Below are 26,076 nucleotides of genomic sequence, written 5' to 3' on the forward strand. Positions count from 1 at the left end.
GTTCAGGCGGAAATTCTCAACCTGTTGCAGCGTCTTCGCGAAGAGCGTGGTTTTACCTACATCATGGTCACCCATGATCTGGCTGTGGTTGATCATATGTGTGACCGCTTTGCGGTGATGTTGCGGGGCGAAATTACCGAAATCCTGCCGCGCCAAGCCATCGCTGGAAACGGTGCCACGCATGAATATGCGCGTGAACTCATTGGTGCATCTCTGGAGTACGAAGGCGCACATTGAAGTGCCTGAAAATTTTCAAGTCTAATAGCCGTGTTCGCTGTCAATTATTAGCGAAAACGACAGCGCGCCTTATTGTACTCGAATGGAATTTTTGCCGAGCAGATAGCGCGTTCAAAGCGGTTAGGTCTTCCAAAAGATGACGACAACTCTGCAATGCCTTGAAACATTGCTCATGCTGAAAATTGTCGAGAAAGAACTCGGGCAGAGATTGCGCCCCCTCTGGTCAAGCTGAATTAAAACGTGCACACCAGATTTGCACGAAAGGAGATAACAATGGCGACGACACCACGACGACCGTCCAATCCTAAAGACGCAGCCGAGGCGCTGTTCAAACCGGCCAAGAAAGTCACGGCGCCGGTCTTTGAACGTCCAATTATCCGCAATGCCAAGGAGTTAGTGTCGCTGAAAATCGACAGCGATATACTGGCGCACTTCCAAGCAGACGGCCCTGGCTGGCAGGACCGTATTAATGACGTCCTACGGGCGGCGATGAATGAAGCCATCTAGCGCGCTTGATGAGATTTAAACGCGCGCAATATCTGCTCGTCCGGTTGCTGCAGTAAACAATTCATCGCCGGAGCGACGCCCGTCTTATTGGCCGGACCTACTCTAGGCCATGGAGTTTCCAAGACTGCTCGATTAAGCGTTTGCAATATATCTGGAAACCTCGTGTCGAAAACCCGCTTACTCTTCCGTGGGCAGCAGCCGCATCCCTCGAACCGGAGTGGAGGACCGGCTAAGTAGTTTCACAATATCGGCTCAATAAACAGGCTGGATACTGAGCCGATATGGATTTTAAGCCTAACTCAAGCGCTCGACGGTCAACCAGACCGGCTCCTTGTGGAGATAGGTGGATTCCCATACAGCTATGCCGACCTCGGCGAGCTTCGAAACATCTTCGGGCAGAACGGAGCCGATAACCGGAGCGAGGATATCTTCTGTCGTGCGCCCATATTGCACAATCAGCTTCTGCCCTGTCCTTGGGTTGAACCTTATGCGACCCGGAGGGGCAAGACGTATTTCCTCTTTGAAAGGCGTGGGTGCGGTTGATACCAGAGGTGTGTAAGCCATAAGTGACTCGCCAGCGACCATCGCATGCGTCTGAAGGCATTTAAACGGCATGATGGCCATTAGCTCATTGCACAACTCCGCATTGCCGTCAGTGACTAGAAATGCTTGGACTTCAATACCAATTGGGTCCCACCTCAACTTTATGAGCGTGCTTGTCGGCTCGAGGCTGTCAACGACTTGTGGAAGTTCGATTTCGCCCCCTTCTTCATAACGCATCGCATCGCCGATGCTCCAGGGGAACCAGTGATATGCCCAGCCATAGAGCAGGTTTGTGTAACGGAGAAACCGAGTGAGCGCCTGATCAAACTGCTCGTTGTTCAATGTCGGAGCCAAGCGCAGCAGTGTATGCCCGAGCACCTTCAGTTCGCCAAAACCACTGTAGCCGAGATAGTTCAAGACCGTTGGGAACATCTCTGCAATCATTGCTCGCGATGCATCCAGGTCTTGCCGCTGGCGGTGCAGAACAAGGCCAGGATACACAATGTACATTGTAAAATCTCGCAGCATTCCATGGGCGATGTCGAGTGTCGTGAAATAACTTCCCTTACCACCGGGCCGCGCCTCAAGCTTGCCTGTTCGAAGTTTGCGGTGTTCCTCAGGCTCCTCCTGCGCGACCCGCGCAACGGCAGCATCCATCGCAACGAGGAAGTCCTCGAAGTCCTTCATATCAGTTCCTTTCGGTGTTTTAGTTTAGAGCAAGGTCATGCGACATGCGCCTGAAGTGATCGTGTCAATCGCTCATAGGTTTCGGTAAACACTTCCACAAAACGCTCCAGCATCGGGCTTCGGACGATGTCAGGCGCGTAGACAACGGACAGTTGATAGCGAATTTTGGGAGAGAATTTGCGCACCACTGTGCTCGATGTATCGACCATCGAAGCAACCAGAGGATCAACAATCGCCAGCCCCAGTCCACGATTGACATAGTGGACAACGGTTCCTGAAAACAGACTTTCTACGCGCAAGCGTGGATGCGCCTCAGCCGCGCGCAATAGCGCCTCTAACTCCATACGCATCAGGCTACCGTGGCCCAACGCGATATAGTCCTGTTTATCAAGGTCTGACGGACTAATGACCTTCTTTTCGGCAAGTGGATGAGTGTGGGGAAGTATGCACACAGCCTCTGCCTCCGGAAGGAGCCGGAATGAGCAGTCGTTACGAGATGCAGGACGCGCAATGATGGCGACATCCACGTGGCTGGCCGCAACAAGATCGATGAGATCAACCGATGCGCCGTTGTGCACAGATACTATAGTATTGGGGAAATCAGAGGCGTAGCGAGCAAGTGCATCCGGCAAGCAATGGCCGGAAAGTGCAGGTATTGCCGCAATTCTAAGCCTTCCTGTTCCAAACTCCCGAATGCTGGAGGCGCTCTCCCGCAATCTTTCAGTCGAAATGAAATGCCGCTCCACCTCGTTGAAAAACTCTCGTGCCTCTGGAGTAGGACTGACTGTGGCACCACTGCGTGAAAACAGTTGCATTTCAAGATCAAGTTCAAGATCACGTATGAGCCGTGTCACCGCAGGCTGCGAAATGGAAAGAAGAAGCCCTGCCTTGGTAATGCTTCCAGATACCATGACAGCGCGGAATGCCTCCAGCTGGCGCGGATTTAGCGATCTGTTTCCCATATCATCCTCTATAGACCCCACGATGGTTGCCCCTCGCGATGTCGCGAGGGGCAAATCTTTTACTGGCCTAACTTGATGCCAAGGCGGGTGATAAGATCGGAATAGGTCTTCTCCTCACTTTGCAGCATGGATCTCGCCGCCTCAGGACTATCGGCAACGACTGTCGCTCCCATCGAAGAAAACTTTTCAACCACCTCCGGTTTTTTCAGAACTTCCACGATCTTTGAGTTCAGGTATTGGACGCGTTCCGCAGGAATGTTGGCTGGAGCAAGAACCATGCCCCATGTATTGGCACTATAGCCAGTGACACCCTGTTCGGCAGCGGTAGGAAGGTCAGGATAAACGGCTGTACGTTCAGGACCCCCAGCGGCAATCGCTACGAGCTGACCGCTGTCAATATATCCACGGACCGCCAGCACCGACTTGAAGCCAACTTGAATAACGCCTGACAGCAGGTCTGGCATTGCGTCCCCAGAGCCCTGGTACGGCACATGAATCATCTCGATGCCTGCCGCATCTGCAAACCATTCTCCAAACAGATGGGTGTTGCTGCCCTGACCGGATGAATCGAAGGCGACATCGCCGGCATGTTCTTTTGCGTAGGAAATAAACTCCTCGACATTTTTTACACCGATCGATGGCGTGGTAACCATCACGATGTCTGTTCTTGCAGTCGTGGTTATGGGTGTGAAACTCGTTACAGGGTCGTAGGGCAGGTTGGGAACCAGAGCCTTCGCCATCGCATGAGACGCAACAACGACACCAATCGTATGGCCGTCGGCCTCGGCATTGGCTATCCCAGAGATCCCGATAACGCCATTGGCGCCCGGTCGATTCTCGACGGTCACTGGCTGCCCGATCAGCGGCGACAAGTGCTCCGCAATCAGGCGGCCCGTGATATCACCCTGGCCACCCGGCGCATAAGGAACGATAATTGTGACGGCGCGTGACGGGAATTCATCCGCCAACACACCTGTCGTCATTGGCATTAACGATGCCAATGTTAAAGCTGCAAAAGTTCTGCGTGAGATTTTGTACATTCTGAAAGTTCCCTTTTTGTATTTTTTGGCAGGCTTTAGTCTTCAACAAAGACTTCTTCTCGTTTCCTGCGCACCACGGGCGAAAGAACGGAAATCAGGAGTGCGAGCGCGGTCAGCAAAAGAACGAGCGAAAGCGGTTGCGTTACAAAAACACTGACGTCTCCTTTGGACAACAGCAGCGCGCGGCGCATATAGACTTCGATCATCGGGCCGAGAATGAATCCGAGCAACAAGGGCGCAGGCTCACAACCCAAGCGGTTGAACAGATAACCAAGGATGCCGAAACCGGCCGCCATCAAGATCGGCGCAGACGAATTTCCGATGGAGTATAGGCCTACCAAGGAAAATATCAGGATAGCCGGGAAGAGCATATTGTAAGGCAGGCGAAGCAAGCGGACCCAAATGCCGATCAGTGGCAGATTGATAATGACGAGCAGAAAGTTGCCGATCCACATTGAGGCGACCAGACCCCAAAAAAGATCTGCATTGCGTGTCATCACCTCGGGACCGGGAACGATGTTATGGATCATCATCGCGCCAATCATCATGGCCATGACCCCGTTCGACGGCAAACCTAACGTCAACATTGGGATGAACGCGCTCTGGGCGCCAGCATTGTTGGCACTCTCAGGCGCGGCAACGCCGGCAGGTGCCCCTTTGCCAAATCGTTCCGGATGTTTTGAAAGCTTCTTTTCAATCGAATAGGATGCAAATGAGGACAGCGTGGCACCACCGCCAGGGAGCAATCCAAGGAGTGATCCCAGCGCCGTGCCCCTCAGGACAGCTGGCCAGGCTTCCTTAAATTCTTGCTTGTTTGGCCAAAGATCTGTGACCTTGCCCTTCACCATACTGCGGTCATGGGTTTTGCTCGCATTGGCGATAATGTCGCCGATCGCGAACAGGCCCATCGCCAGCGCGGTAAATTCCAAGCCGTCAAGAAGCTCGAAAGTACCAAAAGTGTAACGCGCCGTGCCGGTCGTGAGATCGGTACCGACCGAACCCAGAAGAATTCCCACAAGGATCATTCCGAACGCCTTCAGCAGGCCACCGGATGCAAGCACGATTGCAGCGACCAAACCAAGAACCATGAGCGAGAAGTAGTCTGCCGGCCCGAAGGATAGTGCTATCTTTGAAAGATATGGCGAGAACGCCGCAATCATAAGTGTGCCAACGGTGCCAGCAAAGAACGATCCTAGCGCAGCTATCGCCAACGCTGATCCTGCACGGCCGTTTCTGGCCATCGCATTGCCGTCAATGCAGGTAACAACGGAACCAGATTCCCCTGGCAGGTTCACCAGGATCGCTGTGGTCGATCCACCATATTGGGCACCGTAGTATATGCCCGAGAGCATGATCAAGGCACTCGTTGGCTCCAACGAATATGTCAATGGGAGCAATATCGCTATTGTGACAAGCGGTCCCACACCCGGAAGAACACCGATTGCGGTCCCAAGCAAAACACCGATGAAGCATAACATAATGTTATTTAACGTTACGGCTGTCTCGAAACCGCCCGCGAGGTTTGCAAACCAATCCATTACAAAACTCCTGCCAGAAACGGGAGGCGCACGCTGAAGCCAACGACAAAGACAAGCCAGACGAACACCGTCAAAAGCGCAGCCAGTCCAAGAGCGTGCGATATGGGAAAATCACGCGAGGCACGGCTAGAAATCAAAACGGCGCCTGGCACAGCAACCGCTATGCCTCCAACCCGTAAAGTTGCGGCAGCAAAAACCAACGCTGCAACAATATATGCTGGCGTACGCAGGTTCATCTCTGCAACCGCAGCCCCCTTGTGGCCGACTAGCGACCTGATAACGAGTAGCAGGCCCACAAGCGCGAGAAGCAGACCTACCACCAGCGGAAATACGCCCGCGCCTAGGCGGCGCACGCTTCCAAAGCCATACCCGATTGCCGGGACGACAAAACAGACGGCAAGAATAAGGTAGAGCAGGCCTGCTGCTCTATCGGAATCAGATAACTTCATATGTGTCCCCTTGCGATCTTCGCCGCGTTCGTCTGCAGATGATCACTATGAGCGCATAACATCAAATCAAATTGCGTCATCGCATTATACTTAAATGTTATGACGGCTTGGATTGCAGCCCAGGCTTGCATTTTGCAGATCGGCATTGGCGAAACATGGCTGGGCGACAACGACTTACGCGTGACGGCATCACGCTGAGCGGGCCTCTCTACCCGGTAGTCCCGTTTCAGGCTCTAGAAGCCAGAGTTCAGGCCTCCGGGTTTCATGCATTCGCGATCTGAAGACCGAGATGGGATCGATGCGATTGCCACAACAGGCTGCATTCAGCCAGAATGAAGGAACCATCAATGTCTGCGTCTGCGCTGGAAATTCAACCATACCGGTCATGGTCCGATCGCCAAGCGCCTTCGAACGTCGGATAGGAAAAAGGTTCTCATCGACCTTTTTCTTACTGATCGGTGAGCTGACGCAGGAATCGCCATAAATCGCGCCGATGGCGGTTTGTGAGTTTTTGCAATACGGAAGATGACAAAAGACAATTTGATTGCCCGTCCCACCGGCGCTCCGGATAAATTATCTTCCTGCCATCAGGAGGCCGAATGGCATTTGGTTCAACGCCGCCAGCTTCTGAGCGAAATTGCATCGGCCAGTTTGTGCATCCACGTCAGCTTGCCAGGTTGTGACATAACCTCAGAGACGTGCTCTGCCGGTAAAGATAGCTCACCGACTGTCGTTTCTTCGGATACAATTGATGGTAGTGTCTTAGCACCCACAACCACATGAGAGATGTCTGTATGGTCGCGTTTAACAGCAACCAACACTTCGGAGCCTGAACGGATCAAATCGATTGCGTTTTGCGCCGCAGATTGTGGGTCATCCGCTTCAATGAGAGTGGTCTGGGTGACAAGATAGAATGGCATGGATATTCCGCAGTCGTTTCGTAACAAGTCCATTGTCTGGCAGCGCGCGTCAAGACGCATCAATCAACAATCTACAGAAGAAATTTAAGCCCATTTCTCTACCATTGGTTCAGTCGCACACGGTGGCTTTGCGGCGCCAGTAATGACGCACAGTCGTCCGACAGGAATGAGAAAGAAAAAAGGCCGTCGACAAAAGTCGCGGCCTATAAGTTTGAAGGTTCAAAACCTCCAGAGGGGAACAACCGACGCTGCGATCCTGGGAGGAGGTCGCCATGTGCATCGGTTGTAGTCGTTATGCCCGATTTTTGACCATTTGGAAAACAATTACTGTGCAACTCAGCTATGCGCGTATCGCGCTGCTTGTCTGAAATGCGCTGAACGAAATATGGATTACCCACGATCCACCGGTCCTGCCGCCGCTCGCCACCACCACGGTCGCGGAAGCTTCTTGGCCCAATGCAGTTTGGTCCCGCCCGAACAGCGCCGACGTGTGGGTGTATTTCGCAAGATGCGCAACGTGGTGCTGATCAATTCGTCTTTTGTGCAAACACCTGATACACCCATGGGCTGATGGGTATGACGGTCGAACATCATCTTCAGAGTTTAAGAACATCGGACCGATATTGGAGACCATTCTATGGGTTGGAAAACGACAAAGTTTGAATACGTGAATGGATATAAAATCGTCGAAATCGACGGACCCGCCTTCCAGGTTTACGACGGCGACCGTCAGTTGTCAGACCCATTCCCATATTCCGGCGAAGCTGCTGCTTACGCAACCTCTTTGCCTAGGCGAGAACAGCAGCGCACCTAGGCAGGAAACCATCAAACCTCTGTAAACTCCGACAGCGAATGCGATAAGAAATTTGACCGAATCCCATCTTCACACCGCCTTGGTATCGCTTGGTTGGTCAGACTTCTTCGCAGATCAGATCAAGCCTGGTGAAGCTGGCCTCTTGCCTCGGCGCGTCGCATCGGTTCACCGCGCGCGCATCGACGTGATCGGTGCCGCGGGGCCTGTCGAGCTGGTGCTTCCGGCCAATGCCAATACGGCGGAATTTGCGGTCGGAGATTGGGTTTTAGCCGATCCCTACTCTGAAATGTTTGTCCGTCGGCTTGATAGAAAAGCGGTGTTTCAGCGGCGTACAGAGGTGGGACGTGGCCAACAACTCGTTGCTGCCAACGTCGATACGCTGCTGATTGTGACGTCGTGCAATGCCGATTTCAATAGTGATCGGCTGGAACGTTACATAATCATGGCCAACCAGGCTGGGAGTAAGCCGGTAATCGTGCTGACAAAAGCTGACACCGCCGACGATGTCGGCCTGTTTCAGACCAAGGCAGAGGCTTTGCAGCGTGATCTGCCTGTCGTTGCGCTAAATGGTCGATCCGGCGATGCAAGGTCTCTTTTAAGTCCCTGGAGCGGTGCTGGCCAAACGATTGCTCTGGTTGGATCCTCAGGGGTAGGAAAATCGACGCTGGTGAACACGCTGATCGGCCCAGCGTCTGACTTAAAGCAGAAAACCGGACCTATTCGCGAATATGATGCGCAAGGCCGTCACACCACGACCGCGCGATCCCTGCATGCCATTCCCGGTGGTGGCTGGGTGATTGATACCCCTGGGATCAGGACACTCTACATCAGTGATGTCACCGACGGTATCGACACACTTTTTGCAGACGTCGTTGAGCTTGCACCACATTGCCGATTTCGTGATTGCACCCATGCGCATGAGCCGGGCTGCGCAGTTCAGACGGCCGTCAAAAGCGGAGCCTTGGCCGCCGAACGCGTTGATCGGTGGCGCAGGCTTGTCTCTGAAAATCTGGCGAGAACACCTGTCATCAGCGGAGCACGTGGCAACAAGAGTGTTCGCAAGAAGAAATATTGAAGCCCCGCGCTACGATGCGGAGCAACGACGGCGGCGTAACCGCTACCATTACAGCGCTACTGCAAGGCAAAAAGTCCGTCGCCATCATAGTCGGCAACACCGTCGCGGTACTCCTCACACCGTAGAGATGGCCTCCTGATTTCCGGACTACCAGCCAGCCCTCCGTTTGGCTGCACACGGTCAGCCCGCGATCGTTACGGAATGCTGCACTGCGCCGCCTGACTAATTGTCGGCAGGCTTCGCCCTTTGCATCGATTTACGACGCTTAACTCGCCAAACAAAAATCAGTCAGGTAACGTCATCTCGTCAAAGGCCGTCAGAGGAGGATGCTATCAGCGATCGCACGCTGGGACTCGCATCGGGGAACCAGATGATGTCGTCCGCACATAATTGGACGATACGGAAATCTATTCCCAGACAGGGGTCTTGTGACACTGACCTGCTTGACTTCATCGAAGGCTGGACTCTCATTTGCTGCACGCGATGGCGCAGTAGCGACAGGCACCACGCCAGATCAAAAAAAGGGGAATGGCATGATGATTTTTCTCGCGCTTTTAATCGGTGTCATCGCCGGACTACGGGCGATGACAGCTCCAGCTGCCATCGCTTGGGCGGCAAGCCTTGGCTGGCTCGATGTTTCCCAGACACCTCTGGCCTTCATAGGTTACAAGTGGACACCTTTGATTTTGACCGTTCTGGCACTTGGTGAATTGATCACCGACAAGCTCCCAGGCACGCCCTCCCGCAAAGTGCCGGTCCAGTTCGGAACCCGCTTGGCATCAGGCGCTCTGTCAGGCGCAGCCATCGGTGCGTCGGCTGGATTGCTCGCTTTCGGCTTGGTCGCCGGGATCGTCGGAGCGATCATCGGTACCTACGGCGGAGCAGCCGTCCGCGCCAGACTTGCCACCTCGTTCGGGCGCGACCTACCCGCCGCCCTGATCGAAGACGCTGTCGCCGTCGTTGGAGCGCTGCTGATTGTAGCGGCCGTGTCATGACTTCCTTCGACGCCATCTTCATCGGTGCAGGACAGGCCGGTCCATTTCTGGCGGCGCGAATGGCGGCGGCTGGACGCAAGGTCGCGCTGATCGAGCGCAAATATCTTGGCGGCACCTGCGTCAACGCCGGATGCATGCCAACAAAGACATTGGTCGCCAGCGCACGGGCTGCACACGTCGCCCGGCGCGCTGGCGAATATGGGGTCGTTGTCCCCGGCGAGATTGGTATAGACATGGAGACCGTGCGAGGCCGGGCTGAAAAGGTCACGCTCGATGCCCGCAAAGGCCTCGCTACCTGGTTTGACAGTCTCGACAGCATGTCGGTGATCTACGGACAAGGACAGTTCGAAAATCCCAATACGGTTGTGGTCAATGGCATGCGCCTGACAGCACCGCAGGTGTTCATCAACGTTGGTGCACGTCCGTCTATTCCCGACTACCCTGGGCTTGCGGACGTGTCATACCTGACAAGTACGTCGATCATCCAGCTGGCGGAGGTTCCGCGTCATCTCGTTGTGATCGGTGGAAGCTACATCGGCCTGGAGTTCGCGCAGATGTACCGCCGTTTTGGCGCAAGCGTAACCATTTTAGAGCGTGGCACCCGCCTCGCCTCACGTGAAGACGACGATGTCTCCTCCGCCATTGCTGACATCCTACAGGCAGAAGGGATCGCGGTTCATACGGGGGTAAGCGGGCTATCGTTCAGAAAAACTGCGGACGACATCGCGGTCACGACAAACAGCGAGACCATGAATGCAAGCCACGTCCTTATTGCTACAGGTAGACGACCCAATACCGATGATCTGGGTCTTGAAGAGGCTGGTGTCGAGACCGACGACAAAGGTTTTATTGTCGTAGACAACAGCCTCTCCACGAATGTCAGCGGCATATGGGCATTGGGGGACTGCAACGGCCGCGGCGCGTTTACCCACACGTCCTACAACGACTTCGAGATCGTCGCCGCCAACTTGCTTGACGGGTGCAACCGAAAGCTCAGCGATCGCATTCTGGCCTACGCTCTCTACATCGATCCTCCGCTTGGACGGGTAGGCATGACGGAGCGCCAGGCAAGAGCATCGGGTCGCCAAATTCTCGTATCGACACGGCCCATGAGCCGTGTCGGCCGAGCCGTTGAGAAAGGCGAGACACAGGGCTTCATGAAGCTAATCGCGGATGCCGAAACCCGACAGATCCTCGGGGCGGCTATCCTTGGCATAGAGGGCGACGAGGCCATCCATGGCATTATCGATGCAATGAACGCCCGCACCCCCTACCCCGCTCTCCAATGGTCGGTACCGATACATCCCACCGTGTCGGAACTCGTGCCTACGCTTATCGGAGACCTGAGGTAAGTCTCCTGATCTGCGCATGGAAAGCGAAGTGCTTCTTGCGCACGGTGCTGCCCGGTAGGCGACTGGTGAGAAGGGTTACATCCCTTCCGTTTGCCGAACAGAGAAAGGTTGCCAAAGTTGGCCCGCCGTGCGGCAGGCGGCGCGCATGGGGTCGCTGCGTTCGTTGTACCTGTGGAGGCGGAACTTCATGGCCAACCAACCGTTTCAGTCGAGCGAACAGGGCCGCGTCGCGACGTTGTTTTCGAGGCCCACGGAGGAGAAGAACATGGTAAGTGGTCAACTGAAAGCATTGCTTGGTGTACTTGCCGTCGCTGGCTATCAGAACAGGGACAAGATCGCGGACCTCCTGCGCGGATTGAACAAGCCGCAGGCGGAAGGCGCAAACACAGGTCAAGACGCTGGATCGCGCCAGACAAGTAGCCTTGACGATCTGCTTGGCAAGCTCGGTGGAGGTAATGAGACGGGGGGAATCGGGTCTATTCTCGGCGGCCTGACCTCTGGGGGAATTTTGAGCGGTGGCCTGAGCGACCTACTCAAAACGTTCCAACAGAACGGCTTCGGACAAAAAGCTGATTCCTGGGTAAAGCCTGGGACAAATGACGATATCGATGACAACGAACTTGCAGAGGCGATTGGACCGGACGTGCTAGACGAATTGACTGCAAAAACCGGTCTGTCGCGAGAGGAAATCCTCGCACGTCTTAGCAAGGATTTGCCACGGGCGGTCGATGAACTGACACCGGATGGGAAGATACCCGGCGATGATCAGCCAACGACTGTCTGACCCGCAGCGATGCGTCCTATAGCCGACGAACCGTCGGCAGCGCAGTGATCCTACTCTGGTAAGAGCGTCTCATTTCTATGGATTAGTAGCGTGCGGCAGTCTTCCGTTGCCGCATGAAACATAATGGACGCCTTGTTCGAATTATTAGACGGCTGTTTTGACCGCACAACAGTAGTTCTTCTGCATTCACCTGGCAGTCTCCCAATGCGCACATGCCCGGCCCTGCAGATCAGCAATCTCATCCTGTGTGAATGGATTAATGAGACGGAGCCGACCGCATAGGCCTAAAGCGCATAGAATCCGCTTACTTTGCAATGTCTGAACGGCGGTGCGATTAGAGAAGCCGACAATCAGCCCAGTTGCGACCGCCACAAACCGTCCCATTGGAATTAAGTCTTCTGCGCAATCGTCGTCAAATGCCCGTCGCGATAGTTCTGCAACCACTTTACGGACATGAACCAGCTTCAAATTGCCTGCTTGAGAATCGCTGAAAATCGAGGGTCGAAAGCGCGACTGATGGGTTCTGCCGCCGCCCCCAGTGCTACCGCCCATGGATCTGTCATTCCCAGCTGAAACCTTGGCACGCTGCGGTCGGAGCGCTGCGCAACCGACGGAACCAGCGGCTCCATCGCTGCCATCAAGCGAAAGGCAAGCGCTTCGGGCGCACCACCGCATAAGATCACTGTTTGTGGGTCGAAGACTGTTTCAATGAGATGGACGCTCCAGCGAAGATCCATCACCGCTTCATCAAGCCATAGCTGGACCCTCGGATCATCCGTCGATGCGAGTTCGTTGACCTTGGCGTAAACCCTGGGGTCGGCCGGATCGATTTCAAGATGCTGGTAGAGTGCGGCCAGCGACGCTCGATGTTCCAAGGGAGCAGCACGTCCGCCCGGAGACAACAGAGCCATACCAATTTCCCCAGCATTGCCATTTGCGCCGCTGTATAATTCACCACCGAGAATCAAACCGGCACCGATACCATAGCCGAGATAAAGGCAAACGGCGTGGTCGAGCCCGTGGGCCGCTCCTACCATGCGCTCCGCTTGCGCACAGGCTGCCGCATCGTTCTGCAACCCTACTTCAAGGCCGGTGCCTGCAGCCAGCATTTCCAGCAGCGGAAATGTCTGCCATGCCGACATCATCCAGGGATCGTCTGTCGTGTTTTCTGTGCCGAAGGGTCCCGGCATCGCGGCGCCCAGGCCGACCAAGCGTCGCTCAGACTGGCTGAACATCTGACCAAGTTCTCGTCTGACGGCCTCGACAAGATCCAGGATGACCTTCACGCCCCCCTGTGGACCGTTCGCCGGCAGCGGCGCTTCGGCGCGGGTAAGGATCGTGCCCATGAGATCGACCGCTAACGCGCGGGTGATGTGCCGGTCGATCTGTAGGCCGATAGCGAATGCACCTGCCGGAACCAGACTGTAAGGGGTCGAAGGCTGCCCCCTGCCCTTTCGGATCACCTCATGCGCGGCCACAAGCCCATCGCGCTCTAGTTCATCGATGATGTTGGATACGGTCTGTTTCGTCAGTCTGGTGGCACGGGCAAGATCGGCCCGTGAGAGCGCGCCGTTGACGCGCAACGCATCAATCATCACCCGTCTGTTATGCGAACTGGTGCCTTCTTGGTTGGTCCCGCTTTTGGCCCTTATCGGACGTCTGTCATGCATCTGCAATTCCCCTTGACACCAATAGAATATTGAACAAGAAATAAAGTCAATGCAATTGACTTAATAAGGAACCGCAGAGTTCCGGGGAACGCAGAGAGCCCAAAACGGCTCCACGACGCTCCGAAATCGGCATCTGAAACACTGGATGCCTTGAAGGCCGGAGGCGACGTACAGCCGCCCCCGGGAAACGCGTGAATGCCAAAAAGCTGGAGGCTGGCTAAATGTTGAACTCATTAAATAAGACACTGCTTGGAGCTGCACTATTCGGCGCGTCCTTTGCACCACATGCATTTGCAGAAACCACGATCAATGCACTTTTCATGGCGCAGGCGGCCTATAGTGAAGCTGACGTGCGCGCGATGGCCGAGGCTTTCAGCAAGGCAAATCCCGAGGTGAAGGTCAATCTCGAATTTGTTCCCTATGAAGGCTTGCACGACAAGACGGTGCTCGCACAGGGTTCCGGCAGCGGCTATGACGTCGTTCTCTTCGACGTGATCTGGCCATCGGAATATGCCTCCAACAACGTACTCGTGGATGTCACATCGCGCATTTCCGACGACACCAAGAAGGATGTTTTGCCGGGAGCCTGGACCACCGTTCAGAACGACGGCAAATACTATGGGATGCCTTGGATCCTCGACACCAAATACCTGTTTTACAACAAGGAAATCCTTGAAAAGGCCGGCATCAAAACACCGCCAAAGACCTGGGACGAACTTACCGAACAGGCCAAGGTAATTAAGGACAAAGGACTGTTGGATACCCCGATCGCGTGGAGCTGGGCGCAGGCCGAAGCTGCGATCTGCGATTACACGACGCTGGTCAGCGCCTATAAGGGCGACTTCTTGAAGGACGGACAACCGGCTTTCCAGTCCGGCGGCGGTCTTGATGCCCTCAACTACATGGTCGCAAGCTACAAGTCCGGCCTCACCAACCCGAACTCCAAGGAATTCCTCGAAGAGGACGTCCGCAAGGTCTTCCAGAATGGCGACGCCGCCTTCGCGCTGAACTGGACCTATATGTACAACATGGCAAACGACCCCAAGGAAAGCAAAGTTGCCGGCAAGGTCGGTGTCGTGGCTGCTCCCGGTGTCTCCGGCAAGAGCGAAGCATCTGCGGTGAATGGCTCGATGGGTCTCGGCATTACCTCGGCCAGCAAGCATCCTGACGAAGCCTGGAAGTTCATTGAATTTATGACGTCGCAGGCGACGCAGAACCAGTATGCCAAGTTGAGCCTGCCCATCTGGGCATCCTCCTATGATGATCCTGCCGTCACCAAAGGCCAAGAGGAGCTGATTTCCGCTGCGAAAATCGGTCTCGCCGCCATGTATCCGCGACCCACGACTCCGAAATATCAGGAGCTCTCGACCGCCCTTCAGCAGGCGATCCAGGAGTCCCTTCTCGGCCAGTCTTCGCCCGAAGATGCGCTGAACACGGCTGCAGAAAACAGCGGCCTTTAAGCAAGTGAACCACCAGGCGGCCACTAGCGCCGCCTGGCTTGCCATCTCCATACCGATGAATTGAAAGGGCGCCCCATGTCCGGCACCTGGATGACCACCCGTGCGTGGCTTTTGATGTTGCCGCTGCTCGCGGTGATGATGGCCGTCATCGGATGGCCGTTGATTGACACCGTCACCTTGTCCTTTACTGACGCCAAGTTGGTCGGCACCGCAGGCAATTTTGTCGGTATCGATAACTACGTGAAGATGCTCACAAGCTCTAATTTCCAGCGCACGCTTTCAACGACCCTCGTGTTCGCGATTGTCTCGGTGACCGCCGAGATGGTGATCGGTGTTCTTGCTGCGTTGCTGCTGAACCAGAATTTCTACGGCCGCACCCTGCTGCGTGCGCTGATGATCCTTCCCTGGGCGCTGCCCACCGTGGTCAATGCCACCCTCTGGCGGCTGATTTATAATCCCGAGTATGGCGCGTTGAATGCAATGTTGACCCAGCTCGGATTGCTCGATGCCTACCGCTCTTGGCTTGGCGAGCCGGGCTCTGCGCTTGCAGCGCTCATCGTCGCCGATTGCTGGAAAAACTTTCCGCTTGTTGCACTGATCGCCCTTGCCGCACTGCAGGCCGTGCCCCGCGATATAACATCGGCATCGCTGGTCGATGGTGCAGGGCCTTTCTCCCGCTTTCGTTTTGTCATCCTGCCCTACATCGCTGGTCCGCTCATGGTTGCACTGGTTCTGCGCACGATCGAAGCTTTTAAGGTTTTTGACATCATATGGGTGATGACCCGTGGCGGACCTGCCAACAGCACTCGCACGCTGTCGATCCTCGTCTACCAGGAAGCATTTTCGTTTCAGCGGGCGGGATCCGGGGCCTCTCTGGCATTGATCGTCACACTGCTGGTCACCGTGCTTGCAGCCGCCTACGCCATACTTGTTCGCAAGACCGCAGGGAATGCAAGCTGATGGAACGTCGCAATCCTGTGTTCAACATCTTTATCTACGGCTGCGCGCTGTTGCTTGCCGCCGTCATTCTCGCTCCGGTCCTCTGGCTGTTCATCATGAGCATCTCGCCAGCTGCCGACCTTGCCGCCAAGCCATTGCGGTGGTGGCCGCAATCGCCAGACTTTTCGCGCTATGGTGTGTTGCTGTCGACGTTGGAAAACAGCGCTGGCGCAGCATTCACGTCGTCGCTGGTTAACAGCATCGAAGTTGCCGCATTGTCTACTATTGCAGCGATCGCCCTCGCCATCCCCGCAGGCTGGGCTGTGTCAAGGACACCAACGGTCGGCTGGTCGCTCACAATGGTGATCGCCACCTACATGCTTCCGCCTGTGGCGCTGGCCGTGCCGCTCTATATGGGTCTTGCCCATCTCGGCCTGCTCAACAACGTCTTAGGACTGGCACTGGTATATCTGACAATTCTCGCTCCCTTTACCACTTGGCTGATGAAATCCGGGTTCGATTCTATTCCTAAGGAAATCGAGGCGGCGGCGATGATCGACGGCGCGGGCCTGTTCCAGACGCTGAAGATCATCACGTTACCACTGGCCATGCCCGTGATGGCGACGTCGGCCCTATTCGCCTTCCTGCTGGCCTGGGACGAATTCTTTTATGCGTTGCTGTTCACCTCCGACCAGCGCGCCAAGACACTCACGGTTGCCATCGCAGATCTCGCCGGTGGCCGTGTTTCCGATTATGGACTGATTGCAACCGCTGGAGTGCTTGCCGCCCTGCCCCCGGTGCTGGTCGGTCTTGTCATGCAACGCGCCCTGATCTCAGGGCTTACCAGCGGTGGCGTCAAGGGATGATCATGACCCAGCAAAAGAACAGACCTGTCGGCCTCGTCGCCATTGACCGCGAAATGGCCCGGCAGCATGCCGATGCGCTCGCCTCGTATGAAGCAGCGAAGACAAAAGCCCACACCATTGCCGCGTCATTGGCAAAGACAAGGAAGCTGCTGCTGCTCGGCATGGGCGGATCGCACGCGGTAGGCCGTGCCGTCGAACCACTCTATCGCGCGCTTGGAATTGACGCCATTGCCGCGCCTCTTTCGGAACAACTGGGCCAGCCACTGGCGCTCGAAGGTCGCACCGTTCTGGTCACCTCGCAGTCGGGCGAGAGCGCTGAGGTCGTGCGCTGGTTCGAAGAGACAGGCGGCAATGCCGAGACCTTCGGGCTGACATTAGAGGGCGGATCCTTCCTGGCACGCACTGTGACATCACTGATCGGTGCCGGTGGCACCGAGCTTGCCTTCGCCGCGACCCGCAGCCTCACGGTAACCTTCGCCTTGCACCTCGCCATTTTGTCAGCGTTCGGAGACGATCCATCAGCGGCTTTCGCCGTGCTGAATGCACCAGAGGAGCCCGACATCGCGCCGGCACTCGCTGCTCTCGCCACGGTTCGTACCGTCGTCACCTCCGGCCGCCGCCTGCAGGGCCTTGCCGAAGCGCTCGCACTCGGCCTCACCGAACTGTCGCGTCTGCCATGCTTCTCGCTCGAAGGCGGCCAGTTGCGGCATGGTCCGATGGAAATGCTCGGCGCGGATATTGGCGTCGTTCTGTTCCGCGGCAACGACAGTACGGCCGGCCTCGTGACGGCCATGGCCGTCTCCGCGGTGGAAACGGGCGCTCCTGTCATCATGTTCGACGCTTCGGGCGACGAACCGGTCGCTGGCACGGTCTCTATCCGCTTTGCCCCAGCCAACGGCCTTGCGGCGATATTCGCAATGCTGCCTGCGGCGCAGCGGCTGATGATCGCATTTGCCGATGCCCGCGTCGACGATGCCGGCACGCCTGTACGCTCAACCAAGATTACCAGGAGCGAATAAATGCGACCTCTCGCAGTCATCGGCAACGTCAATGTCGATCTTATTTTGGGGCCTGCAGCTCCATGGCCAAAGGCTGGCACCGAAATCATTGTCGATCACGACGAGCTTCGTGTCGGCGGCAGCGCCGGCAACAGTGCGCTGGCCTGGGCAGCGCTCGGCGTGGAGTTCTCGATCGCCGCCAATGTCGGCAGTGACCAGTTCGGCAGCTGGCTGCGTGAGGCCTTCGGGGAGCGCGCCGCCAAATGGTCCGTCCGCTCGGAGCGCACCACGCTGTCGGTCGGCATCACCCATCCGGACGGCGAACGAACCTTCTTCACGACACGTGGTCATTTGCCACGCTTCGGAATATCCGACGTCCTGACCACGATCGACGGCGCGGCGATGGCGGGTGGATATGCACTGGTTTGTGGCTCATTCCTGACCGACGACCTGGCTCACAACTATGACACACTGTTCGACTGGGCGGCGACCCACCAAATCACCCTTGCACTCGACACGGGCTGGCCGCTGGACGGGTGGACAGAAAAGAACTGCACGAAGACACGTCGCTGGCTTTCCCGCTGTGGTATTGCATTGCTCAATGAGGTCGAAACGACAACGCTAGCTGGCCTTGATGATCCGATCGAGGCTGCACGCGAAATCAGCTCGCACATGCCTGAAGGAGCGATTGTCGTCGTCAAACGCGGTCCTGATGGAGCAGTTGCCATTTGCCCTGACGGCTCGTTGGTTACAGTTGCAGCACCCAAGGTCGAAGTCGTCGACACGATCGGCGCCGGTGATGTGTTTAACGCCGCATTCCTGGCTGCGCTTGCCAATTCCAGGTCGATTGAAGCCTGTTTGCTTGCCGGCACACAAGTCGCATCGCGCGCAATTTCCACCCTTCCGCGTCATTATGGCGGACCACTTGCTTCCGAGGAGGCCGTTCGATGAGCGCGCTTGAGATCAACAGTATTCGCAAGACATACGGTGAAGTCGAAACACTGAAGAGCGTCGATATCTCGCTTGAAAGTGGCGAGTTTCTTGTCCTTCTCGGCTCGTCCGGTTGCGGCAAGTCAACGCTTCTGAACATCATTGCAGGGTTGGTAGAAGCGACTAGCGGCGATATCCGGATTGGAAATCGTTCGGTGCTGGGCGTGCATCCAAAAGATCGCGACATCGCGATGGTATTTCAGTCCTATGCGCTTTATCCCAACCTAACGGTGCGGCGGAACATCGGTTTTGGACTGGAAATGCGTAAGGTACCGGTGCAGGAGCGTGACAGAGCGGTCAACGAGGCTGCCAGATTGCTGCAGATCGAGCCGTTATTGGATCGCAAGCCTGCTCAGCTTTCCGGTGGACAGCGCCAGCGCGTCGCGATCGGTCGTGCGCTGGTGCGAAAGCCTGAAGTCTTCCTGTTCGACGAGCCCTTGTCCAACCTTGATGCCAAATTGCGCATGGAAATGCGCACAGAGCTCAAGCGGCTGCACCAGATACTGAAAACGACGGTGGTGTATGTCACGCATGACCAGATCGAGGCAATGACACTTGCGACCCGGATCGCCGTCATGAAAGACGGACGCATCGAACAGCTTGGCACACCTGCTGAAATCTACGACCAACCGGCAACCTTGTATGTAGCCACTTTTGTTGGCGCACCGCCGATGAACCTGCTGCAGGTGACGGTCGAGAATGGCGCTCTGGCGATCGATAATGGAGACGGCCGTGTGCCTTTGCCGTCATCACTGAAGACTGCGCCAGCAGATGGGCAGAAGCTCATCCTCGGCATTCGCCCGGAAGCGCTTTCGCTCGCCGGCAATGGCAATACCATCGACGCGCGTTGCGATGTGGCCGAGTTAACCGGTCCGGAGCTTCTCGTTACCGCATCCGTCGGCACACAGCGCGTCACAGCGAGCCTACCACCAAGAACAACTCTGGCCAGCGGCGACCACATATCGCTGTTCTTTGATCCGGAAGCCGTTCACCTCTTCAATGCGGAAACCGGGCTTCGGTACGGCTGAGCGCGCGTAATCGTATTCGATGCGTCAGGACTATGCCGGGTAGGCGTCGCCCGTCGACGCCCCCGAATTGTCCATAAACAAGATGTCGCCTGGCATTAGAATCTAAATCACTGATGCCAAGTGAAGCTCCAACAACAGTAGAGCCTCAGTAATTATTCACCTCGAAAGAATTCGACCCCGCGTTCGAAAAATCGATTTATAGTCAAGGCGAGACAGTCCCCGCAATTGTCCTGAGATTCGATGTTGGCGACAGCACCATCGCCCTGCCCTCCGGTAAACTGGCTGTCGAAACAAATGGATTGAATGAATTCCGGATCTGGCACATTGAAATGTCTTCCGTTGGTTGTTACCTGATCGCAAAAATAACAGGATGTCAGATGGCAGCGCGCGACAGATATTCCCGAAAGCTTGAATGTTCAAACTGTGGTCACCAGGGCTTTGCGGAAGTCTCGGAGACCGACGATAAGCGTTCAGCTAATGTCGATTTTCGCGTCGACGAGATGCCGCGCGGATTTCGTGCCGAGCGTCCATCCAGCATTCCCTCGGAATTCATGATCCGCTGCTCGCACTGCGGCAACCAGTTCCGATTTGTCGAAAAGACAGCCTACGCTCAAGGCGGTGAGCCGCGCAAGCTGGGGCGCTAGGTCTCCAGTTCCGTACAGGCTTCAAACACTTTCGTTATACAAGACACGCATATCAGTGTTTAGGGATTCTAGCTGCTACTTGTCGGTGACGAAAACTCTCGATAGGGATCGACGACACACCAGTCGCTCTACCCTGGTCCTTCGCAACGAACATCACAGTATTCTGTGACGCGTTTGCCCGACTATCCGATCTTCTAACGCGTCGACAATGCAAAGGTAGTCGTCATTCATATTCTGCATGGCGCCACCGACTATGGCGCCTCCCTTTCGCAAGCTTGGAGGCGACAAGATACCAGAAACATCAAACCAGTATGCATTGGCAGGGTTTTTATGCCTGAAAAATGCGGTAAGCGGCACGGCCTCCCTATAAACTTCTGTGCGTGACAGTCTGCCTACAGGACAATCACCGACCGGCCGCTTGCCGCGAAGGCTTACCTTACAAGCCCACACCTTGCAGTTTTTCGATCAGAGTGTTGCGATCCTCAAGGGACTTCAATCGCACCGTGAGTGCCTCACTCTTGACCGGCACCTGGGGCGGCAGGGACACGGCGACGCCCGGAATATTTTCGGCCGCCCACCGCCTGAAACGAGGCAACTTGTTCGGGCCGCTGATGGGGAACGTATGGGTGTATCTAAAAGTCATTGGTGGCTCTTTCTGGATATGGATTATGCTCTGGTACAAAGGGCCAGGCTTGCCCCACAGTTTCAGTCACGGATTGGGAAACACCTGGCGCCAATGTTGCAATCGCAGCTCTTGGCGCCAGGCAGTTAGCGTCCGGCACTGGTCCTTCGAATTGGAAAGACAGAAGGCATCCAACCTGCGAAGCCTGTCAGAAATATCGTCGGCACGTCAGGCACCTCGCGTATGGTGGTCGCGTAGTCCCTCGGAACGGTTGTGTTGCTCAAGGCGACCCGGCTCCGAGTCGATTGTCCTTACGAACTCGGCAAGCTGGATATCATCAAGCTTGTCCGCCGCTGCTTCGAGGGAAAACCACCGTCGGTGTCTTTGCTCCTTCTGACGCCAGTGGGTCAACGTGCCACGCACGTTCATACCGAACACAGTGACGCGGCAGGCAACCTGCGATCCTTCGTCAAGGACCTTGATGTATTGGTAGGTTGTCACCGGGACGGTGGAAATTTCACCGATGATGCCCGCCTCCTCGAAAGCCTTCCGGGACGCCGCAACAAAGGGCGGTTCTCCCTTCACGGGCAACCCCCTGGGCATGATCCATCGTCCCTGCCTGCGCGAGGTGATGAGCAGCACCGTCCGTTCGCCATCACGCCCGATACGCCACGGAAGGACCCCGACCAGCTGCAACTCGTCCGTATCGCCACCTGTTAGGGTCTTACCGCTCAACGTCATAGCGCAACTCATAGTCCGGCATCCTCCGAGAGCAAAAGGAATGTCTCTAGAGACGTCTGTTGCTTACGAACGGCAGAGCGGCGGTCGATTGTGGACGGGACAGAGGTGTCGCACCATGGGCAACGGGCCGCAGCACCCGGCAGTTTGCGGTTGCATGTGACGCAGGTGGGATGGTGTCGAAAAAGGGACATGATACGCTCCATGACACGCCTCAACGACGTGTAACGAAACCGCACTTTCTATTGCTTGGGTGCCCGGAGCGGCTGGGTCTGTGGCGGCGTTACAGGATCAATGCTGCCAACTCCGGGTGACGGAGCGTGCTTGATCGGTAAGCCAGGAGATTTGAATGACCCAAATATTTCGCATGACAGTTAGATACGCAGAGGCAACTTATCCTTCAAGGCGACGTTTTGCCGCACGATTAAGAGAACGCCATAACATCTGCGCCAGAGCGCGCTGACCTCATAGAAGTCGTCGTTAGCCTGAAACGCCGTCAGCGATTTGCGGATGACAGTGGGGACGCCATGATATTCCTAATAGCCCAAGTGACGCGTCTTAGACCTCTCGATGAAGATCTGTTCGGTGCAACGAGCAGTCAAACGAAATACTTGGAATGTGATCTCCGAGGAACAAGATGTCCGCTGTGAGCTTTACTCTTGGCATCATCCAAGGAGTTTCATAATGGCATTTATTGAAGCAAAAGACGGGACTAGCTTGCACGTAAAAGACATGGGTCAAGGACGCCCTGTGGTGCTGATCCATGGCTGGCCCCTGACCGGCGACATGTTCGAATATCAAACGGTTGCTCTGCTCGAGGCCGGTTTCCGAGTCATCACATATGACCGCCGTGGATTTGGACAGTCTGGTCACCCCGCAAGTGGCTATAATTACGACGTCTTCGCTGACGATCTGGCCTCAGTTATTGACGGTCTTGATCTGCAAGGTGCTGCGCTTGTCGGTTTTTCCATGGGGGGAGGCGAGATTGCCCGTTACCTGTCGAGACACGGCGCATCCAAGATTTCTAAAACCGTGCTCGTCGCATCGGTCGCGGGCTACCTACTCAAAGATGATACGAACCCGGACGGTGTCGATGGAAGCGTCTTTGATGGAATGAAAAAAGACATCAGAGAGGATCGCTTTGCTTTCCTCCAAAGCTTTGCCAAGACGTTTTACGGCGTCGGATATGTCACTAAGCCTGTTAGCCAAGGTGTGCTGGACTGGTCGTTTGTGCTGGGTGTGATGGCGAGCCCGAAAGCCACAATCGATTGCGTAGATGCATTTGGCAAGACCGACTTCCGTGCAGATTTTGCTGCCTTCACGGTTCCAACACTGGTGATCCACGGTACAGGCGACAAAACGGTCCCCATTGATCCCACTGGGCGGGCTGCCGCGAAGGCTATCGCAGGGGCGAAACTGATCGAATATGATGGCGAACCCCATGGCCTGTTCGCAACGGTCCCTGATCGCCTCAACCAGGACCTTATCGCGTTTCTGTCTTAAGCAAAAACGGGCGAGCGCAAAGGTTACTTTGCGCTCGCTATCTCAACAATTATTTCGCGACGATGTCGCCAACCCGATTGGCCGTACACAGTTGAAATGACTTGAGTATCTGCCAATTCCGCATCAAGACCAAAACATTAAGAACGCATTTTCAGTGTAGCCAGTCACGAACAGCACTTTCAGGCTCGGACGAGAATGACGGTGAAAGATGTACCCTTCCAACTTCGAAATGCACGTGAACCGATCAGCCTGATGGTTGGCAGACCCGAAGATCCCCAAAAGCCCAAGTCCCGTTCCAAGCCAATAGGTTTTACTCCTGATGGACGGGCCCAGGAGCTTCGGGCACTGTGGGATAAGTTCGAGCCTTGCGCCGCTGAAGAGGCTTGCTTCGCCAACGTCGTTTATGGCCTTAGCGAATGCAGGGCAATTCCTTCACGAAGGGCGGCACATGGAGTACCCTTGTCGTCAGCCACATTGTGCATGGCTTACTCGAGGAGCTGGGAGTTCTTCGCCGAACAGCGAGCGAAATCCACCACGACAACATTGCCGCCTGAGCCAAGATCGATGCCTCCTACCTCTTCACAGCTCTGATAAACTGTCAGTTCCTCACTACTTGACGTGCAAGTCGAATTGTTGAGGTGGCTTTCGTCCTTCGCTGTTTGCCGGTTCTGATGAAGCTGCACGACAAGCTTTTTGTAATATGCGACTATGGCATTATGTTCTGCACGGCTTATGTAGCGCTCATGAAATTGGGGGGTCATTCTATCCTCATCTGCAACACCGTAATCGGAATGCCCGCGCTCCGTCGGAGGTTCCCGCGCCGCTTAGACCATGCTTAATGCATAGTGAATCCGGGGTGTTGGCTAACAGGCGTGTCGTGGACGAGCGTTCGATGGCGGAGTTGGTCTCTCGAGTATTAAAAAACGAAAGAGCCGGGTACTGCCGCGACGAAGTGCAAAAAGTTTCGACTAGATGCAGTGCCACGGAGTGTTCCATAAGCTCCAATGTTCGAACTAATCCCCTTCCCCAGGGGCCTCGCGATTGGAAAAAAGCGCGGAACGCGGCTATTATATCCGAAGGGTGCTAATCTCGTCTTCACCGATTTCACTCCTGCAGTCGCCTCAACTGTATTGGCCTTGGATGGTCCCCTCATGGACTGGGTGGAGCTCCCCATTTCCAAGCCAACCATGCCATGCTTCGTTGGCGCGGACGTGTACCGTCTGTCGAAAACGCTACCGCGAATGGAGCCTCGTGCAAAATATCGGCACATCAAACTCGGTTCTCTAGGGGTGCGCTGCTTTCCAGACGATAACCTTGCTGGACACGCTCACGCCGACGTGTCCCAACAAAGCATTGCGCGTGCCGCCGAAAACGTTGCACGCGCTTTGAAAAACCGCTCAGAACTGGACCATATCGTCGACTTCGACCGGTAAGCCCGTCTGGAACGACCGGTTGGCGGCAAGGCCGGTCAGGATTGACATGGCACCATCGCGAAAATCTGCGGCGAAGGCACCGCCGGAATTCGAACTACCGAAGATATCTGCCAGCATGCGGTTGTCGCCACCGCCATGACCGCCCTCCTCCATCACGACAGGTACGATACGCGGTTCGCCGTGCAGCGGGAAATGATAGAGTTGGATACCCTTTGCAGCGCCTTCCTCGTGTGAAGAACCACCGGCATTGATATAGGAGGTTTCGCGAACCATGAGTTCGATTCTCCCCTTCGACCCGTTGAAGGCAACATTAAATCCTTCCCAGGGCGCATAGGTGTTGAGCGAATAGGTCATGACCGCGCGGCTCTTGTAGCGCACCATGACCTGCATCGTATCTTCGATGCTGATGCCATCCCCGAAGACGTTCTGATCCCGTTGGTAACCGTCCTCATGTTCGGCATCCCAATAGAGCGCTTTCTGGACCGGGCTTTCGGTCAGGTCGATGGCGAAGGGATCGGTTTTAGCGGCGGCAACTCCGGTGGTGCGGTTGTAAGGCGTGAACAGGCCCCGCTCCTCGGCATTGGCGCGGCCATAAAAGCGCAGATCACCCATGCCGAACACGGTCTGTGGCTGGCTTTGCAGCCAGAAATTGACGAGATCGAAATGGTGAGTGGACTTGTGCACCATTAGCCCGCCGCTGTTGCGCTTGTCACGATGCCAGCGGCGGAAATAGTCGGCGCCGTGTTTGGTATCGAGCAACCACTCGAAATGGACGGAATAGACGTCACCAATTCCGCCTGAAGCGATGATCTCGTGGACAGCCGCATTGTGCGGCGCGTAGCGGTAATTGAAAGTGACGCGGACCGAGCGACCGGTACGCTTGACCGTGTCGATGATCTGCTGGCATTTGACCACATCCGTGGTCATCGGCTTTTCGGTGATGACGTCACGGCCAGCTTCCAATGCCGCGATGATGTAGGTGTGATGTGTACGGTCGATCGAGGTGACGATCACGACATCGGCAGCTGTCTCATCCAGCATGCGACCGAAATCCTCGACCTTATAGGTGGGCAACTGGCTAAGGCCGAACTCCTCGATCAGCACTTTGTTGGTGTAATCCATGCGCGTCTGGTTGGTATCGCAAAGTGCCACCAGTTCATTCTGCGCGCTGAAATTACGCGCAATGGCTTCGTAAAACATGCGGGCGCGCGCGCCTGCGCCAACGATGACGTATTTTTTCTTGGCCATCGGCTATCTCCTCTTCCATTCACGCCAAACCGCT

At 55.7% G+C, this 26,076-nt stretch carries 24 protein-coding genes and 1 pseudogene; 14 read left to right on the forward strand and 11 right to left on the reverse strand.

Annotation, left to right across the window (positions count from 1 at the left end; all coding sequences use genetic code 11):
- Both M2418_RS17110 and M2418_RS17115 read left to right on the forward strand, forming a co-directional pair.
- Positions 1-237, forward strand: a pseudogene (locus tag M2418_RS17110) (ABC transporter ATP-binding protein); the annotation flags it as partial.
- A 273-nt stretch (positions 238-510) separates the two neighbouring features.
- Entirely contained in the window at positions 511-744 is a 234-nt protein-coding gene (locus tag M2418_RS17115; protein ID WP_250983718.1) for a BrnA antitoxin family protein, read from the forward strand.
- Between the two features lie 294 nt (positions 745-1,038).
- Here the strand turns inward: M2418_RS17115 and M2418_RS17120 are convergent, their stop codons facing one another.
- The 6 genes from M2418_RS17120 to M2418_RS17145 all read right to left on the reverse strand — a co-directional run bounded on the left by M2418_RS17120 (position 1,039) and on the right by M2418_RS17145 (position 6,883).
- A complete protein-coding gene (locus M2418_RS17120; protein WP_250983719.1) occupies positions 1,039-1,974 on the reverse strand; it encodes a hypothetical protein in 936 nt (311 codons plus the stop codon).
- A gap of 35 nt (positions 1,975-2,009) precedes the next feature.
- The gene (locus tag M2418_RS17125) at positions 2,010-2,936 is read right to left on the reverse strand and encodes a LysR substrate-binding domain-containing protein (protein ID WP_259148052.1); all 927 of its coding nucleotides are present in this window, start codon (positions 2,934-2,936) and stop codon (positions 2,010-2,012) included.
- Between the two features lie 59 nt (positions 2,937-2,995).
- Positions 2,996-3,925 carry a tripartite tricarboxylate transporter substrate binding protein gene (locus M2418_RS17130; protein WP_259148053.1) on the reverse strand — a complete coding sequence of 310 codons (930 nt, stop codon included), beginning with the start codon at positions 3,923-3,925 and terminating at the stop codon, positions 2,996-2,998.
- Positions 3,926-4,011: 86 nt separating this feature from the next.
- Positions 4,012-5,514, reverse strand: a complete 1,503-nt coding sequence (locus M2418_RS17135; protein WP_192490038.1) for a tripartite tricarboxylate transporter permease — start codon at positions 5,512-5,514, stop codon at positions 4,012-4,014.
- On the reverse strand, positions 5,514-5,963 hold the full coding sequence (locus tag M2418_RS17140; protein WP_259148056.1) for a tripartite tricarboxylate transporter TctB family protein: 450 nt from the start codon (positions 5,961-5,963) through the stop codon (positions 5,514-5,516). Before M2418_RS17140 ends, M2418_RS17135 begins: the two co-directional genes overlap by 1 nt.
- A 611-nt stretch (positions 5,964-6,574) precedes the next feature.
- Positions 6,575-6,883 (reverse strand): hypothetical protein, encoded by a 309-nt coding sequence (locus tag M2418_RS17145; protein ID WP_250983720.1) that lies wholly within the window; start codon positions 6,881-6,883, stop codon positions 6,575-6,577.
- An 866-nt stretch (positions 6,884-7,749) separates the two neighbouring features.
- Between M2418_RS17145 and rsgA the strand changes: the two genes are divergently transcribed.
- From rsgA to M2418_RS17165, 4 genes are all read left to right on the forward strand, one after another.
- Complete coding sequence (rsgA, locus tag M2418_RS17150; RefSeq protein WP_259148057.1) at positions 7,750-8,772, forward strand: ribosome small subunit-dependent GTPase A; 1,023 nt, start codon at positions 7,750-7,752, stop codon at positions 8,770-8,772.
- A gap of 533 nt (positions 8,773-9,305) precedes the next feature.
- Positions 9,306-9,767 carry a DUF4126 family protein gene (locus M2418_RS17155; RefSeq protein WP_259148059.1) on the forward strand — a complete coding sequence of 154 codons (462 nt, stop codon included), beginning with the start codon at positions 9,306-9,308 and terminating at the stop codon, positions 9,765-9,767.
- Positions 9,764-11,119 carry an FAD-containing oxidoreductase gene (locus M2418_RS17160; protein ID WP_259148061.1) on the forward strand — a complete coding sequence of 452 codons (1,356 nt, stop codon included), beginning with the start codon at positions 9,764-9,766 and terminating at the stop codon, positions 11,117-11,119. Before M2418_RS17155 ends, M2418_RS17160 begins: the two co-directional genes overlap by 4 nt.
- A gap of 265 nt (positions 11,120-11,384) precedes the next feature.
- Complete coding sequence (locus tag M2418_RS17165) at positions 11,385-11,903, forward strand: YidB family protein (RefSeq protein WP_250983724.1); 519 nt, start codon at positions 11,385-11,387, stop codon at positions 11,901-11,903.
- 464 nt (positions 11,904-12,367) lie between these two features.
- Here the strand turns inward: M2418_RS17165 and M2418_RS17170 are convergent, their stop codons facing one another.
- Complete coding sequence (locus M2418_RS17170) at positions 12,368-13,573, reverse strand: ROK family transcriptional regulator (RefSeq protein WP_250983725.1); 1,206 nt, start codon at positions 13,571-13,573, stop codon at positions 12,368-12,370.
- Positions 13,574-13,794: 221 nt separating this feature from the next.
- Between M2418_RS17170 and M2418_RS17175 the strand changes: the two genes are divergently transcribed.
- The 7 genes from M2418_RS17175 (at position 13,795) to M2418_RS17205 (ending at position 20,498) form a co-directional block, all read left to right on the forward strand.
- Complete coding sequence (locus M2418_RS17175) at positions 13,795-15,033, forward strand: extracellular solute-binding protein (RefSeq protein WP_250983726.1); 1,239 nt, start codon at positions 13,795-13,797, stop codon at positions 15,031-15,033.
- Positions 15,034-15,108: 75 nt separating this feature from the next.
- On the forward strand, positions 15,109-15,993 hold the full coding sequence (locus M2418_RS17180) for a carbohydrate ABC transporter permease (protein ID WP_259148067.1): 885 nt from the start codon (positions 15,109-15,111) through the stop codon (positions 15,991-15,993).
- Positions 15,993-16,838, forward strand: a complete 846-nt coding sequence (locus M2418_RS17185) for a carbohydrate ABC transporter permease (protein ID WP_259148068.1) — start codon at positions 15,993-15,995, stop codon at positions 16,836-16,838. Before M2418_RS17180 ends, M2418_RS17185 begins: the two co-directional genes overlap by 1 nt.
- Positions 16,835-17,857: an SIS domain-containing protein gene (locus M2418_RS17190; RefSeq protein WP_250983728.1), complete on the forward strand. Its 1,023-nt coding sequence runs from the start codon at positions 16,835-16,837 to the stop codon at positions 17,855-17,857. The genes M2418_RS17185 and M2418_RS17190 overlap by 4 nt, the downstream gene beginning before the upstream one ends.
- The gene (locus M2418_RS17195) at positions 17,858-18,787 is read left to right on the forward strand and encodes a PfkB family carbohydrate kinase (protein ID WP_259148069.1); all 930 of its coding nucleotides are present in this window, start codon (positions 17,858-17,860) and stop codon (positions 18,785-18,787) included.
- The gene (locus tag M2418_RS17200) at positions 18,784-19,854 is read left to right on the forward strand and encodes an ABC transporter ATP-binding protein (RefSeq protein ID WP_259148070.1); all 1,071 of its coding nucleotides are present in this window, start codon (positions 18,784-18,786) and stop codon (positions 19,852-19,854) included. The genes M2418_RS17195 and M2418_RS17200 overlap by 4 nt, the downstream gene beginning before the upstream one ends.
- A 377-nt stretch (positions 19,855-20,231) precedes the next feature.
- Positions 20,232-20,498 carry a hypothetical protein gene (locus tag M2418_RS17205; RefSeq protein WP_259148071.1) on the forward strand — a complete coding sequence of 89 codons (267 nt, stop codon included), beginning with the start codon at positions 20,232-20,234 and terminating at the stop codon, positions 20,496-20,498.
- 436 nt (positions 20,499-20,934) lie between these two features.
- Here the strand turns inward: M2418_RS17205 and M2418_RS17210 are convergent, their stop codons facing one another.
- Both M2418_RS17210 and M2418_RS17215 read right to left on the reverse strand, forming a co-directional pair.
- Positions 20,935-21,141 (reverse strand): hypothetical protein, encoded by a 207-nt coding sequence (locus M2418_RS17210; protein ID WP_192490023.1) that lies wholly within the window; start codon positions 21,139-21,141, stop codon positions 20,935-20,937.
- A gap of 207 nt (positions 21,142-21,348) precedes the next feature.
- Positions 21,349-21,861, reverse strand: coding sequence for an NUDIX hydrolase (locus M2418_RS17215; RefSeq protein WP_250983732.1), 513 nt, complete (start codon positions 21,859-21,861; stop codon positions 21,349-21,351).
- Positions 21,862-22,542: 681 nt separating this feature from the next.
- Between M2418_RS17215 and M2418_RS17220 the strand changes: the two genes are divergently transcribed.
- The gene (locus M2418_RS17220; RefSeq protein ID WP_250983733.1) at positions 22,543-23,361 is read left to right on the forward strand and encodes an alpha/beta fold hydrolase; all 819 of its coding nucleotides are present in this window, start codon (positions 22,543-22,545) and stop codon (positions 23,359-23,361) included.
- 485 nt (positions 23,362-23,846) lie between these two features.
- Here the strand turns inward: M2418_RS17220 and M2418_RS17225 are convergent, their stop codons facing one another.
- Positions 23,847-24,122: a hypothetical protein gene (locus M2418_RS17225; RefSeq protein ID WP_250983734.1), complete on the reverse strand. Its 276-nt coding sequence runs from the start codon at positions 24,120-24,122 to the stop codon at positions 23,847-23,849.
- 636 nt (positions 24,123-24,758) lie between these two features.
- Positions 24,759-26,042 (reverse strand): Gfo/Idh/MocA family protein, encoded by a 1,284-nt coding sequence (locus M2418_RS17230; RefSeq protein WP_259148076.1) that lies wholly within the window; start codon positions 26,040-26,042, stop codon positions 24,759-24,761.
- Positions 26,043-26,076 lie beyond the last annotated feature (34 nt).

It is taken from the genome of Rhizobium sp. BIGb0125 (assembly GCF_024810055.1).
Taxonomy (GTDB): Bacteria; Pseudomonadota; Alphaproteobacteria; order Rhizobiales; family Rhizobiaceae; genus Agrobacterium.